This is a genomic window from Polycladomyces subterraneus (genome assembly GCF_030433435.1).
GTDB classification, from domain to species: Bacteria; Bacillota; Bacilli; order Thermoactinomycetales; family JIR-001; genus Polycladomyces; species Polycladomyces subterraneus.
On record NZ_JANRHH010000013.1, the window covers coordinates 68,179 to 84,444 of the forward strand.

17 protein-coding genes are annotated in these 16,266 nt (G+C 52.7%); all 17 read right to left on the reverse strand.

The genetic code is table 11. The annotated features are described in order from the left end of the window. Positions 1-5: 5 nt before the first annotated feature. Positions 6-752, reverse strand: a complete 747-nt coding sequence (locus tag NWF35_RS02235) for an acyltransferase (RefSeq protein WP_212773477.1) — start codon at positions 750-752, stop codon at positions 6-8. Between the two features lie 10 nt (positions 753-762). Further along, positions 763-2,076 carry a nucleotide sugar dehydrogenase gene (locus NWF35_RS02240; protein ID WP_301237468.1) on the reverse strand — a complete coding sequence of 438 codons (1,314 nt, stop codon included), beginning with the start codon at positions 2,074-2,076 and terminating at the stop codon, positions 763-765. A 20-nt stretch (positions 2,077-2,096) separates the two neighbouring features. Continuing rightward, positions 2,097-3,206 (reverse strand): DegT/DnrJ/EryC1/StrS family aminotransferase, encoded by a 1,110-nt coding sequence (locus tag NWF35_RS02245; protein ID WP_301237470.1) that lies wholly within the window; start codon positions 3,204-3,206, stop codon positions 2,097-2,099. A gap of 4 nt (positions 3,207-3,210) precedes the next feature. Then, a complete protein-coding gene (locus NWF35_RS02250) occupies positions 3,211-4,254 on the reverse strand; it encodes a Gfo/Idh/MocA family protein (RefSeq protein WP_301237471.1) in 1,044 nt (347 codons plus the stop codon). A 235-nt stretch (positions 4,255-4,489) separates the two neighbouring features. After that, positions 4,490-5,701, reverse strand: a complete 1,212-nt coding sequence (locus NWF35_RS02255) for a glycosyltransferase family 4 protein (protein ID WP_301237472.1) — start codon at positions 5,699-5,701, stop codon at positions 4,490-4,492. A 41-nt stretch (positions 5,702-5,742) separates the two neighbouring features. Beyond that, the gene (gene wecB, locus NWF35_RS02260) at positions 5,743-6,807 is read right to left on the reverse strand and encodes a non-hydrolyzing UDP-N-acetylglucosamine 2-epimerase (RefSeq protein ID WP_301237473.1); all 1,065 of its coding nucleotides are present in this window, start codon (positions 6,805-6,807) and stop codon (positions 5,743-5,745) included. 292 nt (positions 6,808-7,099) lie between these two features. Beyond that, entirely contained in the window at positions 7,100-7,534 is a 435-nt protein-coding gene (fabZ, locus tag NWF35_RS02265; RefSeq protein WP_301237474.1) for a 3-hydroxyacyl-ACP dehydratase FabZ, read from the reverse strand. A 200-nt stretch (positions 7,535-7,734) separates the two neighbouring features. After that, complete coding sequence (locus NWF35_RS02270) at positions 7,735-7,953, reverse strand: hypothetical protein (protein ID WP_301237475.1); 219 nt, start codon at positions 7,951-7,953, stop codon at positions 7,735-7,737. 12 nt (positions 7,954-7,965) lie between these two features. Beyond that, positions 7,966-9,252: an NAD-dependent malic enzyme gene (locus NWF35_RS02275; RefSeq protein WP_435873822.1), complete on the reverse strand. Its 1,287-nt coding sequence runs from the start codon at positions 9,250-9,252 to the stop codon at positions 7,966-7,968. Between the two features lie 63 nt (positions 9,253-9,315). Beyond that, the gene (gene pgsA / locus NWF35_RS02280) at positions 9,316-9,837 is read right to left on the reverse strand and encodes a CDP-diacylglycerol--glycerol-3-phosphate 3-phosphatidyltransferase (RefSeq protein WP_301237477.1); all 522 of its coding nucleotides are present in this window, start codon (positions 9,835-9,837) and stop codon (positions 9,316-9,318) included. A gap of 109 nt (positions 9,838-9,946) precedes the next feature. Beyond that, positions 9,947-10,765, reverse strand: a complete 819-nt coding sequence (locus tag NWF35_RS02285; RefSeq protein WP_301237478.1) for a DNA-directed RNA polymerase subunit beta — start codon at positions 10,763-10,765, stop codon at positions 9,947-9,949. A 539-nt stretch (positions 10,766-11,304) separates the two neighbouring features. Next, on the reverse strand, positions 11,305-11,613 hold the full coding sequence (spoIIID, locus tag NWF35_RS02290; protein WP_301237479.1) for a sporulation transcriptional regulator SpoIIID: 309 nt from the start codon (positions 11,611-11,613) through the stop codon (positions 11,305-11,307). 153 nt (positions 11,614-11,766) lie between these two features. Continuing rightward, positions 11,767-12,435 carry a M23 family metallopeptidase gene (locus NWF35_RS02295; protein WP_301237480.1) on the reverse strand — a complete coding sequence of 223 codons (669 nt, stop codon included), beginning with the start codon at positions 12,433-12,435 and terminating at the stop codon, positions 11,767-11,769. Between the two features lie 246 nt (positions 12,436-12,681). Then, a complete protein-coding gene (gene spoIID, locus NWF35_RS02300; protein WP_301237481.1) occupies positions 12,682-13,686 on the reverse strand; it encodes a stage II sporulation protein D in 1,005 nt (334 codons plus the stop codon). Between the two features lie 177 nt (positions 13,687-13,863). After that, on the reverse strand, positions 13,864-15,165 hold the full coding sequence (gene murA / locus NWF35_RS02305; protein ID WP_301237482.1) for a UDP-N-acetylglucosamine 1-carboxyvinyltransferase: 1,302 nt from the start codon (positions 15,163-15,165) through the stop codon (positions 13,864-13,866). 19 nt (positions 15,166-15,184) lie between these two features. Next, positions 15,185-15,910 carry a YwmB family TATA-box binding protein gene (locus NWF35_RS02310; protein ID WP_301237483.1) on the reverse strand — a complete coding sequence of 242 codons (726 nt, stop codon included), beginning with the start codon at positions 15,908-15,910 and terminating at the stop codon, positions 15,185-15,187. A 102-nt stretch (positions 15,911-16,012) separates the two neighbouring features. Beyond that, complete coding sequence (locus NWF35_RS02315; protein ID WP_301237484.1) at positions 16,013-16,255, reverse strand: DUF1146 family protein; 243 nt, start codon at positions 16,253-16,255, stop codon at positions 16,013-16,015. Positions 16,256-16,266 lie beyond the last annotated feature (11 nt).

A 16,266-nucleotide genomic window follows, 5' to 3' on the forward strand; every position in this document is an offset into this window, starting at 1 on the left:
CTCTCTTATTCTTGGTTTTCCAGCTTCTCACGGTCGGGAACGTCCCGCAACGGTTTGGCCGGTACGCCGATATACAGTTTTGCCGGTTCGGTGTCACGATGGACCAGAGCGCCCGCCGCGATGAAACTCTCTTCTGCCACGGTGACGCCGGGGAGCAAGATGGAACCGCCGCCGACGCGAGCACCGCGTTTGACGTACGGTCCTTTGACGAACTTGAACCGTTCCTTGGTCCGGCCCATGAAATTGTCGTTGGTCGTGGTCACCGTCGGCGCAATAAATACATGGTCTTCCAATGTAGTGTAAGCGGTGATATAGGCATTGGTTTGAATCTTGGTATATTCCCCAATCTTCACCTGGTTTTCCACGGCCACGCCCCGGCCGATGACGACATTTCGCCCGATCTCGCATTTCTCACGAACGGAGGCCAGGTCGCCGATCATCACCTCATCGCCAAAGGTGCTACCGCGGTACAACACCACATTGGCCCCGATGTTGCATCCATCTCCCAAGCGGAGCGGCGGCAGTTCGGCGTCCACCTTTACCGTACTGGTCTTGGCCGGTTTGGGCCAACGACCGATCACACTGTTGTCAGCGATGGAGACGTTATTCCCCACGACGGTGCCGGCGTGAATCGTCACATTGTTGCCGATCACTACATTGTCGCCGATCACGACGCCTTCTTCGATGACCGAAAAATGACCGATTTTCACGTTGTCGCCCAGTTGAACAGAATCGTGAATGTAATGGTTCATGGCGTTCCCCTCATAGTTTCTCGTAGTCCGCACGAATCTCTTTCACGTTTTTCAACGCATTGCGCGTATCAAAAATCACTTTCGCCTTGTCAGCGATCATCTGATAATCGTAGACGCTGTGGTCCGTTGTGATCAGCACGAGATCCGCCTGTTCTACTAATTCCGGTGTCAGTTCCTCGCTCTTGTATTCCTTGCCGTTCAGCGTGAACGTCGGCACGTGCGGCTCGTTGATCTTCAGATTGGCGCCATTTTTCTCCATCAGCTGGATGATATCCAGCACCGGAGAATCGCGCAGGTCGTCGATGTCTTTCTTGTAGGCCACACCTAGGATCAACACTTTGGCCCCGTTGAGCGCCTTGCCGTAACGGTTGAGAATCTTCATGGAGCGCTCCACCACAAATTCGGGCATGTAGTTATTGATCTCGCCAGCCAGCTCGATCAAGCGGGTGTGGTACTTGTATTCCCGCGCTTTCCAAGTCAGGTAGAACGGGTCGATGGGAATGCAGTGCCCGCCGAGACCCGGTCCAGGGTAGAAAGCCATAAACCCATACGGTTTCGTTTTGGCCGCATCGATCACTTCCCAGATATCAATGCCCATCCGGTTGCACAAAACGGCCATTTCGTTGGCCAAGGCGATGTTGATGTGACGGAAGGTGTTTTCCAGGATTTTTTCCATCTCCGCCACCCGCGGGCTGGACACCTCATGTACTTCTCCTTCCAGCACCGCACGGTACAACGCCGCCGCCACCTTGGTGCATTCCGGCGTCACACCGCCGACCACTTTCGGGGTGTTTTTAGTGTTGTACACCTTGTTGCCGGGGTCCACCCGTTCCGGCGAATAGGCCAGGAAGAAGTCTTGACCCACTTTGAGGCCCGTCTCTTCCAGGATCGGTTGGACCACTTCCTCGGTTGTGCCCGGATATGTCGTGCTTTCCAGGACCACCAGCATCCCCTTGTGGAGCCGCTTGGCGATGGAGCGCGCGGAACCTTCCACATAGGAGGTGTTCGGCTGCTGATACTTATCCAAGGGCGTCGGAACGCAGATGGCCACCGCGTCCACGTCCTTGATGTAATCATAGTCGGTGGTGGCACTCAGACGGCCTTCCCGAACGATTTGAGCCAGCTCTTCGTCCACCACGTCACCAATATAGTTGATCCCTTGGTTGACCATGTCGACCCGTTTTTGCTGTACGTCAAACCCGATAACACGATAACCTGCTTTCGCTTTTTCCACGGCCAGCGGCAGGCCGACGTAACCCAGACCGACCACACCGATGACCGCTGTTTTGTCTTCGATTTTTTGAAGCAGCGTTTTGTTTTCCACGGTCCTTCATCCCTTTTTCATCATGAGTTGTAGAAGCTTTTCACCGCATCCGCGATCAAACGGACGTTTTCATCGGACAGTTCCGGATAACACGGCAGCGCCATCGTGCGGGTGCACAGCTCTTCCGCCACCGGCAGACTGCCTTTGCCGTACTCCAGATCTTTGTACACTTCCTGATGGTGCAACGGCACCGGATAATAGACTCCTGTAGCGATGCCTTTTTCCTTCAAATATTGGATGAGACCGTCGCGGTTTTCCGCTTGGATGATGTACAGATGATAAATGTGTTTGCGATCTTCAGCCGCATACGGTGTCACCACCGGCGTATCCTTCAACAGTTCGTCGTACAGTGCGGCTTTTTGGCGACGCGCTTCGTTCCATTCATTCAGATAACGCAATTTGACGCGCAGAATGGCCGCCTGCAGTTCATCCAAACGACTGTTGTAGCCGATTGCGTTGTTGTAGTACTTGGATTTTTCGCTTTTTCCGTGTACACGCAGGCTGCGCAGTTTCCGATCCAGCGATTCGTCGTTGGTTACGATCATACCGCCGTCGCCGTAACCGCCCAGGTTTTTGGTCGGGAAAAAGGAATAGCACGCCGCATGACCGAAGGAACCCACTCGGCGTCCTTTGTATTCCGAACCGATCGCTTGGCAAGCGTCCTCGATCACATACAGATCGTGTTCCCGAGCGATTTCCATGATTTCGTCCATATCGGCCGGTTGCCCGAAGATGTGAACCGGAATGATCGCTTTGGTCCGATCGGTGATTTTTTCCCGCACTTTGGCCGGATCGAGGTTGTACGTTTTCGGGTCAACGTCGGCGAACACCGGAGTCGCACCCACGCGGGAAATGCACTCCGCGCTGGCAAAGAAGGTAAACGGCGAGGTGATTACCTCATCCCCCGGACCGATCCCCAGTGCGTCCAGTGTCAGCACCAGCGCATCTGTACCGTTGCCGACGCCGATGCCGTATTTGGCCTGGCTGAATTCAGCCACTTCTTCCTCCAGTTTTTTCACTTCTGGTCCGAGAATGTAACGTCCACCTTCCAGCACTTCATCTACTGCACGTCGGACTTCTTCACGAATCTTGGCGTATTGGGCTTGCAAATCAAGCAAAGGGATATTCATGGGTTTACCCCCGTTTCTTCTGTTTTCGCTCCAATGTATCCATTTTCACCGGTTGTCCCGTTTCGGCAGCGAGCTGACAGGCAATGACCAAGCTAAGCGCACGACGACCTTCCTCTCCGGAAACGATCGGCTTGCGCCCGGTTTGAATCGCTTCTGTCATGTCCTGGATAATGCACTGATGACCCGGAATACCGAACGGATCTTGTTCGATACGGGCAATCGTTTCATTTGATACCTCTTCCGGCTCGTCTTCAAACTTCCAAGTTTTGATCCAGTTGGCAGTCGGTCCACCAATGACAGCCGTGCCTTTTTCGCCGAATATGCTGAGGGACTCTTCTAGGTTACGCGGATAGATGGTAACTGCCGCCTCGATCACGCCCAAAGCGCCGTTTTTGAAACGAACGACAGAGACGGACGTATCCTCCGCTTCGATATTGCGGATCCGCGTCGCTTGATACGATTGGACTTCGTCGACTTCGCCCATCATCCACAGCAACAGGTCCAAATTGTGAATGGCTTGGTTCATCAGCACGCCGCCATCCATCACTTTGGTTCCCCGCCACGGGGCCTGATCGTAATATGCCTGGTTCCGATTCCACCGGACCGTCGCATTGGCATGGCCAATCTTGCCAAATGCACCGGCATCCATTTTCTTGCGCAATTCGCGAATGGCCGGACGGAAACGGTTGGGATGAACCACTGCCATCAGAACGCCGTTTTTCTCACAAGCATCGATCATCCGGTCGGCATCTTCTAGCGTGAGCGCCATCGGCTTTTCCACGACAACGTGTTTCCCCGCTTCGGCCGCTTGTATCGTCAGATCGGGGTGCAGGCCGCTGGGGGTGCAGATGCAGACCGCGTCTATGTCCGGATTTTTGAGCATGTCCGCCAAATCGGTGTATCCTTGGACCCCGTCCGTCGCAAATGCCTGCAACCGCTCGGGGTTGGTGTCGCACACCGCCACCAATTGGGCGTCATCCACTGCCGCGATCGCATCCACATGTTTTTTGGCGATGTGACCGCAGCCGACGATTCCATAGCGTATCACGTAAATCCTCCTTTTCCCACCACCAGATCAAGCTCCTGCCAATTTCCCATCGCGACATCCAATCTTTTCCTTGTTATGTTACAGGAACATTACAAAACCCATTTAACACTGTAACATAGTTGACAATTTTTTTGTATCCCTGTCAAGAAAATATCACACATTCCCTCGATGGAAATGGCGGCTAGGAGGCGGCTCTGGTCATTCGTACAAAAATTGTTTTCTGGCCTCCGCTGAATCACGATGATGTGTCAACTTGTTGATTCAACATTTGTTCGTACAACCGCTTTACCCGCTCGGCGTTTTCTTTCCATGTTAACGAGCCCGACAGGGTATACGCACGCTCGCCCATATCGTGCGCCAATCCTTCTTCCTCGATTAATAAGATGGACAGATAACGTGCCAATTCATCCGCATTTTCCGGCTTGACGAGAAAACCGGTCTTTCGGTGTTGCAGAATTTCCGCAATCCCGCCCACATCAGTCGCCACAAACGGTTTTCCACACCCCATCGATTCCAGCAGGATCGACGGCAACCCCTCGCTCAAACTGGACAACACCACCACATCGGCAGCGTTGATCCATAACGGAATTTCGTCATGCGGCCTGCGTCCCTGAAAGAGAACATAATCCCGGATCCCCGCTTCACTGCATTGCCGCTGAAGCTGTGATTTGAGCGGCCCGTCTCCCACCATGACGAGACGGACGGATGGATCCTTTTCCACCAGTTGGGCAAATGCCGTCAACAGGTAGGACAATCCTTTCACCGGATAAAAATTTCCGACAAACAATGCGATTTTGTGTTGTTCATCCAACCCTAACTGTTGTCGGACTTCCTTTTGATTTCGTGGATAAAAGCGGGAAGGGTCAAACCCGTTGTAAATGGTGACGGCTTCAATTCCGGCCACCATTTGCAATGCTTCCTTGCGCAGGCGGTCGCTCACTGCGATGATGTGATCGGACAGACGGAGCGCTTCCTCAGTGTTGCGATATACCCAACGGCTACGCTTGGGATACAGACGGATATCCGAACCGTGGATCGTACTGACCACTGGTACACCGAACAGTGATTTCAGCTTGCCACCAGCGTGACCATCGGGATAAATGGTATGGCAATGAATGAGATCAAACGGAAACTCCCGACGCAACGCCGTCAGATGCCGGGACAGCGACCAGTAATACAACATACCGTAGGCACCGAAAAAGAATCCTCCGGGAAACATCCAAGTGGGGACATAATCAATGATAATGCCGTCCATTACCGTTCGCTTGGGAAATTCCCTGTACGCTTTCCATTTGGGATACAGCGGAAACCGCGGGATCGGCGAAACAACCCGGCACTCGACGCCTGCGGCGACGAGTGCCTTCACCTGATTGTGTACGAAAATACCGGACATCGGATTGGCAGGGTTCGGATACATGTGTGAGATGACCAATACTTTCAATCGCATGGCAATGTCGATTCCTTTCCATGTAGAATGGCCCCTGCGGATCAAAGGTCCGCCGATAAGCGCTCGGCGATGTGATCTGCGGCATGTCCATCTCCAAACACCGGCGCGATCGAAGAAAAGTCCACTTCAAACCGTTCCACTGCATCCAGAATCTTGTCGGTATCGGCTCCAACCAGGATATTGCATCCCAACTCCACCGTCTCCGTCCATTCGGTTTCATCCCGCATCGTGATGCACGGGACGGAAACGAAAAAGGCTTCCTTCTGCACCCCGCCGGAATCGGTCAGGATTTTCTTGGCGTGAGATTCCAACTGCAGCATGTCCAAATACCCCACCGGTTCGATCACGCGTACATTGGGGTTGTCAATGGTCAGTCCAGTCTGGGCCAACTTGCCACGCGTCCGAGGATGAAGCGGCAGTACAGCCGGCACAGACAATTGGTTCAAGGCCCGGACAATTCCCTCCAACCGTTCAGGTACATCGGTGTTCTCCGCCCTGTGGAGCGTCACCAACACATACGAACGGGAGGAAAGACCCAAGCGATCCAGCACATTTGATTTCTCATCGGCCAACTGCCGATTGTACAACACCGCGTCCATCATTACATCCCCCGTCAGATGGACACCATCAGTAATCCCTTCATTCTTCAGGTGACGCACCGCCGTTTCTGTCGGGCAAAAGAGCCAGCGGGATACGTGATCGGTCAACACACGGTTGATCTCCTCCGGCATGCGGCGATTGAAACTGCGGAGACCCGCTTCGACGTGTGCGACGGGGATATGCAGTTTGGCAGCGGCCAACGCACCGGCCAACGTAGAGTTGGTATCGCCGTACACCAAGAGGCAATCCGGTTTTTCCGCCAATAGCACTTCTTCCACTTTGGCCAGCATTTCACCCGTCTGTGCACCATGAGATTTGGAACCGACACCCAAGTGGTAATCGGGCGCGGGAATATTCAGTTCCTCGAAAAAAACGTCCGACATGGACTTGTCATAGTGCTGTCCCGTATGCACCAACACTTCCGTCCCTTTTTCACGCAATTTGCGGGAGACGGGTGCCGCCTTGATGAATTGGGGTCGCGCCCCAACAACGGTCACAACTTTCATCTGTATACGACCTCCTGGCAAATTTCCCCCCATGCTATCCACCGCTGAATCAAGGATGAACACCCATATCTTCGACCATAATAAAAACACAGCAACTCAAACGGGAGCGAGCAAAATGGACGAGAAACAGACTCTTCATGAATTCCCTTGTGCGGTGGGGTTGATCAACGGTATGATCCTGAGTCTGCCACTGTGGGGATTTATTTATTTCCTTATTCGCATGTGGTTGTGATTGGAAAGGCTTCCTTAAGGGAAGGAAAGGAAGGCCCGAATGGGACCTTCCTTTATAGATTTATCGGGGATCAGTGATGGCAAACATTAATTCTCCCTCAGCCACCACTTTCCCATTCACCCTTGCAGTTCCCTGCCCCTTGCCGAGCGAGCCGCGCAGTTTCACCATCTCTACTTCCAACTCCAACACGTCACCCGGCTTCACTTGCTCTCTAAACCGGAATTTGTCGATTCCAGTAAAAAACGCCAACTTACCCCGATTCTCCTCCAAGCCGAGTACGGCAACCGCACCCACCTGTGCCAACGCCTCCACGATCAATACTCCGGGCATGACGGGATAGTCGGGAAAATGCCCTTGAAAAAACGGTTCATTGATGGTGACGTTTTTGATTCCGACGGCACGTTTTCCCTCTTCGACCTCCGTAATCCGGTCCACCAACAAAAACGGATATCGATGCGGGATAACTTGCTGGATCGCTATGGCGTCCATTTCCATATTTTTCGACTCCTTTCCGACCAATAACACGAGTTGCTGATCCCATTATAGCGAATCAAACGGGGGATTGCCACGATGCGGCAGGTATGTTCCGCTTTCAGCCGTTTACAATAAGAACAGTCCCCCATTGAGGGGTTCAAATAAAAAGGGCGCCGTTAGGCAAAGCCTTTCGGCGCTCTTTTTCCATTTCCAACCTGCGGTCACAGTTTGAATTCTTTCGCCAGCCAACGAATGACTAGCAACATCATTACAGTGTGAAGAAAGGGAAAAACGATCACTTGCAAAATGATGGAATTGGCGGATTGATTGATCCCCAATTGCAATCCAAACTGTGCCATCCAACCCAATAAACCCACCAGGATCAACGTGGCAAAATACGGGACAACAAAGATGATCAACAGTTTGAGTCCTTTTTTCACTCACTATCCCCTTCACAAGCCACGACCAGCCACTTCTTCCACTGCCCTGGCTACTTCTCGGTGCACTTTGGGGTTGAGGGGGTGCGGGACCAGTTCTCCATCCCGAGTGCAGCTGGCGATGGCTTCGGCTGCTACTACCAACATCTCGTGAGTGATACGTTTGGCTCCCGCATTCAGTACACCGCGGAAAATACCGGGGAAGCCCAACACGTTATTGACCGAACGTCCGTCAGCGGCAAAGCCGGCACCAGCCTTGAGCGCATCTTCCGGCTCGATCTCCGGTTTCGGGTTGGACAGCGCGAGGATGACTTGTCCTTTCTGAATCATTTCCGGTTTGATCAACCCAGGTACACCGGTGGTGGAGATGACGATGTCGCACGTTTGCATCAGTTCTTCCAAGCTGTCCAGCGGTTCCCCACCGTATGCCGCAAGTCGCTTTTTGGCATCTTCGTTCAAATCGACACCGTGTACGCGTTGGACACCATAGGCGAGGAACATCCGGCAAATCGCGAGGCCCGCCGCACCCAAACCGACTTGTCCAACCACAGCTTCCTTCAAATCCACTCCGGCACAACGGCAAGCGGAGATGACAGCCGCCAACGTGACAACCGCAGTACCATGTTGGTCGTCATGCATGACGGGAATATCCAACTCTTCTTTCAGCCGGTTTTCCACTTCAAAACAATGCGGCGAACCGATATCCTCCAGCAAGATGCCGCCAAATCCGGGGGAGATCGTTTTGACCGTCCGCACGATTTCATCGGGATCTTTGGTGTTCAATAGGATCGGTACACCGCTGATCCCTGCAAACCGATCAAACAACGCCGCTTTTCCTTCCATTACCGGCATCCCGGCCACGGGACCGATGTCGCCAAGCCCCAAAATAGCGGTACCGTCCGTCACAATGGCCACTGTGTTGCCGATGCTGGTGTAGATACGTGCTTTTTCCGGCTCTTCCTGGATCACCCGGCACACGTTGGCAACGCCTGGCGTATAAACCCGTCGCAAGTCGGCCAGAGAGCGAATGTCCATCTTGCTTTTCATATGGATTTTTCCGCCTTCGTGCGCACGCAGCACGTCATCGGATACGGTGCGAACCCGGATTCCGCCGCCCAGGCATTGAATCGCGTCGATAACAGCGTGTAATTGCTCCTCGTTCTCACAATGCACAGTGATGTCGCGCATGGTAGTGAACGGTCCGATCTGCACCGTGACAATGTCTCCGATATCACCGCCCACCGAACCGATCGCGGTTGCTACTCGCCCCAAGTTCCCGGGTTTTGAAGGCGTTTCCACCATAATCGAACGAATAACGTTTCTTTCAGGCAAAAAGGGCACCCCCTGCTTCGTTGGCTGAATCCACTACATCAGACGTTGGTTGATCATTTTGAATTGGAATAAATAGATGAGCGTGGTTACAAACGAAATCGCGATCACGCCCCACAAGAAGGTCTGCGCAAACGGCAGCTCGAACATCAACAAAAACAGCGCGACATAAAACAAAAACGTGGTCAATTTCCCCAATGCATTGGCCGGTACGGTCCGTTTCCCGCGAAAATGGAAGAAAGCAGAACCGACGATCATCCCCACGTCGCGAAGGACAATCGCTACACCTGCCCAAATACTGATGCGCTCCGATATCAACAGCGACAAAAACACGGACAGCATCATCAGTTTATCCGCCAGCGGGTCCAGCATGATACCCAATTGGGTCACTTGCCTGTGTTTGCGAGCCAAATACCCGTCCACCACGTCCGTCAACCCCGCCAAAAGGATGACCCCGAAAGCCCAATACATCCGATTCGGAAGATCGGAAAAAAAGAAGAATAAGTACAACGGAATCAACACGAACCGAAAGAGCGTCAACAGGTTGGGCACGTTCACACGGGGTCCCTCCTCACGGCATTCCTACTGTATTATACCCGATTTTTGGCATCCAAAAAGACGGCAAGAAAGATCCCGCGCTACCACATGGGCAGGGCGGGGCTTTGACTCACCCGTAGATCAAATCATACAGATGCTTCCACAAATCCGGGTTGAATACCTCACCTGGAGGTTGATCCCCCATCACACCGTAACCGATCATCAAGCCGACAGCCAATACGATGACCCACACCAACGGAAGGAATAACAGGGTACGCTTTACCCACTTGGCTCCTGACCAGCGTTTCTGCGAAATATCCTTCAGCTCATCCTCTACCTTGTCCGCCTGCGATTGAGACGGCTCCGGGGTCGATGAGGGTGCATCTTGCACCGCTTCCGCCGCAACCGCGATCGGGGCGGTTGTATCAAGGGGGGCTTCATCGTCCTGGCTCCATTTCAGCTTGCCGATCGGTCTTCGAACGGGCTCGTCATCCTCTTCCCATTCGTCCGCCTGATCGTCCTGTTCATCGTCCTGTGAAACTTCTTCGATCACCTTTGGGTCCACCTGTTGCTGGCTGAGAGAATCCGGGCTTCTCTCGCCTTCCTCGCTGTCGGATGGTGTCGTCTCTTTCTCTTCTTCGGCGGACGGTTCCTCTTTTTCTGGATCCTGTTGATCCGTCGATTCCACTGGTGAAACCACCGGCGAAACGGCTTCCGATTCACTCTTCGATTCCGTTCCGGTTTCCACCAGGTCAGAGGATGGGGAGGCAGGATTGATTTCCTTTTCAGTGGGGGTGTCCTCGCTCCATTTCCAGTTTCCAAGCTCCGGCTTTCCGGATAAGGCAGGTTGGGCAGATTCAGCTTTCTCCACGTCCGACTGATCAGGTTCGGGAATTACCAGATGAGACGTCGAATGGCTGGTATCGGGCTTGTTTTTATCCTCTTGCATAGTTTTAATCCACTCCAAACAACTGTTGGATCGACGTAAAAGCGGCTCGTCCACTTTAACGGTAGATGTTGTGAAACTGTACACATAAAAAGCTGACAACCGCTTTCCATCGTACAAGGGATTTGAAGATGGGTGATGGGATGCGATCGCCCCGCTCTTGCCCTGTTTCCTTATGTATGGATGGGGAATGCATCCCGAACGGATTGTTCGGCATTTCTATGGTACCCTGCCATATCTTTGGTCGTTACGCGCCCACTGATCAGGGTACTATATGGATCAGACAAATTCTCACACCAAAAGAATCGTCTACATAGATAGAATATATCGCAACTGTTGTTATAAGTCTACACTTCCTGGCAAGGCGGGAAGGGGAAGGGGGAAGAAATGATCCCTGTGGGAAGATCGCAATTCAATTATTCAAAAATGATTTATGATTGCCAAAAAAGGGATCATCTCTGTGCAGCTCACTCGGCCCAGACAGATCGCATATATGTAATCGTCAACGTGAAACGCGGGTATGAATAGGGCCATCCCAATGGTTAAGTGGTGATACTCACCTTGGCGACATGATCTTTCCCACGCGCGTTTTCTTTCTGGTGATGTTTCCGTTTATATTTGATCTTGGTGGCTTCTCCTCCCCTTAAATGACGGATCGACTTATGATATTCCAAAATTTCTTTGACTTGACTGGCGAGTTCCGGGTTAATCTCGGGTAATCGTTCCGTCAGATCTTTGTGCACCGTGCTTTTGGAAACACCGAATTCCTTGGCAATCATACGAACAGTATTTCTAGTTTCCACAAAGTAGCGACCAATCTTGATGGTGCGCTCCTTGATGTAATCGTGCACTCCCTTCGCCCCCTCTTCGGAATGTCTGCTACATTATATGAGCCGTTTGATCGGTTATTCTCCCCTTACAAGCCGTGACAAGCCATTTTGCGCGGTTTTTGGCGAACCTAAACAAAGCCGGAGCTGTTTCGCTCCGGCTTTGTCATGCTTTTTTTATTTCAAGTACAGTTCCGGCTGCACCGTTTGGTTGCCTTTTCTCACCTCAAAATGGAGGTGGACACCGGCTTCTTTCTCAAAGTTGTTTCTTCCGGCTTGAGCGATCACATCACCTTGTTTGACCTCTTGACCCACTTTAACGCGGATATCCGTCAAACTTTGGTATACGGTGATCAAGCCGTTTTCGTGCTGAATCTCCACTTGCTGACCGACCAGCGGATTTTGTTCCACTCGGATCACTTTTCCGCTCAACGCGGCGATTACATCGAAACTTTTACCGTCTTTGCGGGCGTAGTCGAGTCCCGAATGCGGCCAATACGTATTGGCATATTTTACCAATGCCTTTTCTTTGACTTTGGCGGACGAGGTTTCGTCATAGTAACCCATCTGTACGTCGGCATCGGCGGTCTTGGAAACTGGTGTCGTCATCTGTTCAGCTTTTTGATCGACCGGCACGGTATTGTGGCTGATTTGCACATCCGTTCCGGGTTTGGTTACCCCAGACTCTTGCGCGTTTTGGTACAACCAAACCACGGTGAGAATGAGTGCGGCAGCTGCGAGGTAGATGGCCGGAAAAGCCCATTTCTTTGCAAACAGGCGTTTCCATCGGATTCCCTGCTTCGCATTGTCCATTTGGATCGGTTTATTTGGTTGTTCTGGTTTCATTTTCCTATCACCTCAGCAACCATTTTGGACACGAGTCTCTCGTTTTATACCTACCTCTCCCGATTTTTTTCATTTTTTCGAATGAGGAAAAGCCTGAAAAGACCCGTGTTTAACCCGACTATTTTGTCGGCTGGTTGAGAGTTTTGTTGATAGGAAGGTGTAACAACATTCATCTATCGATCGTATTTATCAGCTCCTTATTTCGAAGACTGTCATCCCGTTATGACAGAGCATGTCGGTTCCCCTTTATCGCCAATTTCCGATGGTCACACCACGATAATAATATCGGACGATCTCCTCGGCCGACCTGCCCTGCTTGGCCAAAAGGTTCGCCCCCCATTGGCTCATCCCGACACCGTGCCCGTAACCCTGGGTGATGAACATGATGGTACCACCACGAATGCTCCAGGTGAAATCCGTAGACGGCAATCCCAACGCCTCCCGAACCTGACGTCCGGTAAACCATTGATCCCCGATTCGGATTCTCCTGATACGGTCGCTTTTGGTTCGTTCCGCTTCGCTGATCCATTTGGCTCCCGTAACGGACTGGGCGATCAGTTTCTTTCCGGTGAATGCTTCCAAACGGCGACTGACCTCGCTCATCGCGAACCGGATTTGCGCTCGGTACTTGGGCGATTGACGATCCCAGGGAGACGGTACGCTCCGCAAATACGGATACGATTGACGGAAATAATCTTCCGCGTTTTCCGTTTGTCCATTGCTGGTGGAGAAAAAGGCCGCATAGATCGGTTTTCCCTTATATAACAAAATTTTTCCTCGTGTTTCCTGAACCGCCTGATTGACCCGGTTTGAGTATGAGGGATATCGGTCTTTCCACTCCATTTTTAACTGCTCGTCCGTCAGAAACGCTTGGTGATCCGGAGAATCGGTCACTTGGGCATCCTCGGCCGCCTTACCGTATGACCGCATATCGGAAAAATCCCCCTTGGCCAGCCGTTCGGCAATATAGGTACGTGCCGCCATCGCTTGGGCTTTCAGCGCCTCCAAGTGAAAGTGGGCTGGCATCTCCGCCGCTACCACACCCCGGATATAGGATTCAAGTGGGATTGCCACGACACGCCGCTCTTTGGTCAAAAAGACGCGGATAATCGGCTCATGTGCATCATGTGTCAACCGGATGGGTTCATTCGCATGGGATTCGGTCGATGCATCAAAATATGTCACCAATGCCGGGACAGCCAGCATCACTGAGAGAAACGCAACCACATAAACAACAAATCCTTTGTGCATAATCCACCTCTTTCTCCCGATTCTCTCACTGAGGACAACCCTCTCTTACAGCCTATGAATCGCAGGATGAGTTAGTACTTCAGAAGTGGAAGTCGTCCTCAAGTTCGACCGATACACAGGTATTCAACTACAAAAAAAAGGCCGCGAATACCGCGACCTTCCAGATCCAATATGAACTTAAGCATATGAGGGCTGCACAGAGGATACGTCTTTCTCCGCGTCCACCTTCACACGTTTGATATCCGCACCCAATGCCTGCAATTTCTCCACCAATTGAACGTAGCCTCTGTCGATATGATGCAGTTCCGTTACTACCGTGGTGCCTTCGGCTGCTAGTCCAGCCAACACAAGCGCAGCTCCCGCTCGCAGGTCGGTGGCTTTCACTTCAGCTCCGGACAGCGGATGGCCCCCCTCGATAAAGGCAGAGCGACCATTGATTTTGATCTTCGCACCCATGCGTTTCATTTCTTCGACGTGCATGAACCGGTTTTCAAATACGGTCTCAGTTACCACGCTGTTACCGTCCGCCGTCAGCAGCAACGCCATCATCTGCGATTGCATATCCGTCGGGAACCCCGGATATGGCAGCGTTTTGACGTCCACCGGCTGCAATTTGCCTTCCGCACGGACATGAACGCCGTTCTCGCCTTCCAATACATGGACACCCATTTCACGCAGCTTGGCAATCAGCGGATTGATGTGATCGGGAATCGCTCCCTCCACAAACACTTCGCCGCGCGTGATCGCTGCCGCGACCATGTATGTGCCAGCCTCGATCCGATCGGGAATGACGGTATATTCCGTTCCCCGCAGGAAATCCACCCCGTCGATGCGGATCGTCCCGGTACCGGCACCCCGCACTTGGGCACCCATCGCGTTCAGGAAATTGGCCAGATCCACGATTTCCGGTTCCCGCGCCGCATTTTCGATGATGGTGCGCCCTTCCGCCAGTGCTGCCGCCATCATGATATTTTCCGTCGCTCCAACACTGGCCACATCGAGATAGATACGGGCCCCCCGCAAACGATCCGGCACGCGTCCCTCGATAAACCCTTGGCCGATTTCAAACTCGGCTCCCATCGCTTCAAACCCTTTGAGATGCTGATCGATCGGACGGCTTCCGATCGCGCACCCACCAGGCAGCGGAATTCGAGCATGTTTTTTGCGCGCCAACAATGGGCCCATCACCAGGAACGAAGCGCGCATTTTCCGTACCAAATCGTACGGTGCCTGGGTCGTTGTCAACTTTTCCGCCCGGATGTGAGCGGACCCTTCTTCCAGCTTCGCTTCCGCGCCCAAGCTTTGGAGCAGTTGGGTGATCGTTTTGACGTCTTCCAGCAGGGGAGTGTCATGAATGACGATTTCTCCCCGCGATGCGAGAATGGAAGCGGCGATGATCGGTAGGACAGCGTTCTTCGCACCGTGAATCTTCACTCTGCCTTTCAACTTCTTGCCGCCACGAACAATGATCTTTTCCAAATGTCTTCCCTCCGCCAAACTAGTATTCTATGGTAATGATCGGAGTCCCCATGGTCACGGCGATACGATGATGCAGGGGGTCCATTCGTGCGGCAACCTGCAAATTCATGAAACCGCCCTGCGTGTTCAATCCATCGGGGAACAAGGGGGAATAACAGGAAACGCTGGTGGTCGGCGCCGTGCGCAGCGCTTCCACCTCCCGCGCGCGCATCCGCTTCATCGCTTGCTGGATCCACTGCTCTTTATTCGACGGTTGCAACTGCTGATATCCTTGAATCGAGAAGTGCAACCTGGGCGCGATTCCCTGCTGTTCCAATCGTTTTACGAGACGTTGCCGGGCGCGGAAAAATGCCGCGTCAGGACGTCCCCGACCATTGATGCGAACCGATACGTACGGTTGAATCCACCGCTTTGTTGGCTCATCGTTGATAACGATCAATTCCACCCGTTGGTTTCGCCCCCACCAGCCGGAGGCGGACCAACGCAGACCGTCTCCTTCTTCGCGCTGAGCCGGCGACAAACCCAAAGCCTGCCGCAATTCATCCGTCCATTGGCCCACTCGGTGTCCTTCCATCACCTGAGCGGTTCGCCCGCCATGGTGCAACACGTATCGCTCCGGTTGTGCGCCCATTTCCAAAAACACATGGGTCAGCGTTTGTTCCGGCATCGCTGCCGGAGCCGATGCAACAATGAACGTACTTAGAATAATCAGTGCAAACGTGAGTGTCAACCATTTGGACCGCATATGTATCGCCCCCTCTTTCTCTTTCACCATTGTTCACGAAAGAGAAAGAGGATATACGAGTGCGGACCTTGGTTGGAGAAAATAGACAAACTTTTCGGCCGATTAAAATAGCTGACTGATCAGGCGAGACCAACCCATATAGTCGATCAAGAAAGATGCCAACCCGTGTCCCAACACCACCGACAGCAAGATCATCAACGCATGGGCCTGCATTGATTTGGGTTGGCGCATAAAGACGTCCAACCGGAGATTGGTCAGTGCCCACCAGCTGAAAGCGATGCTGACGAGCGACAGGATGATGTTGACGAGAGCGGTCACGCCTAAGCTTGTCGCCCCATCCACCATGGTATGCACTC

Excerpts from the sequence above, each read along its gene's own strand:
- NWF35_RS02235 (WP_212773477.1), bottom strand. The coding sequence starts at position 752 with ATGAACCATTACATTCACGATTCTGTTCAACTGGGCGACAACGTGAAA.
- NWF35_RS02245 (WP_301237470.1), bottom strand. The coding sequence starts at position 3,206 with ATGAATATCCCTTTGCTTGATTTGCAAGCCCAATACGCCAAGATTCGT.
- NWF35_RS02255 (WP_301237472.1), bottom strand. The coding sequence starts at position 5,701 with ATGCGATTGAAAGTATTGGTCATCTCACACATGTATCCGAACCCTGCC.
- wecB (WP_301237473.1), bottom strand. The coding sequence starts at position 6,807 with ATGAAAGTTGTGACCGTTGTTGGGGCGCGACCCCAATTCATCAAGGCG.
- fabZ (WP_301237474.1), bottom strand. The coding sequence starts at position 7,534 with ATGGAAATGGACGCCATAGCGATCCAGCAAGTTATCCCGCATCGATAT.
- NWF35_RS02275 (WP_435873822.1), bottom strand. The coding sequence starts at position 9,252 with ATGGTGGAAACGCCTTCAAAACCCGGGAACTTGGGGCGAGTAGCAACC.
- NWF35_RS02285 (WP_301237478.1), bottom strand. The coding sequence starts at position 10,765 with ATGCAAGAGGATAAAAACAAGCCCGATACCAGCCATTCGACGTCTCAT.
- NWF35_RS02295 (WP_301237480.1), bottom strand. The coding sequence starts at position 12,435 with ATGAAACCAGAACAACCAAATAAACCGATCCAAATGGACAATGCGAAG.
- spoIID (WP_301237481.1), bottom strand. The coding sequence starts at position 13,686 with ATGCACAAAGGATTTGTTGTTTATGTGGTTGCGTTTCTCTCAGTGATG.
- NWF35_RS02310 (WP_301237483.1), bottom strand. The coding sequence starts at position 15,910 with ATGCGGTCCAAATGGTTGACACTCACGTTTGCACTGATTATTCTAAGT.
- NWF35_RS02315 (WP_301237484.1), bottom strand. The coding sequence starts at position 16,255 with ATGGTGGATGGGGCGACAAGCTTAGGCGTGACCGCTCTCGTCAACATC.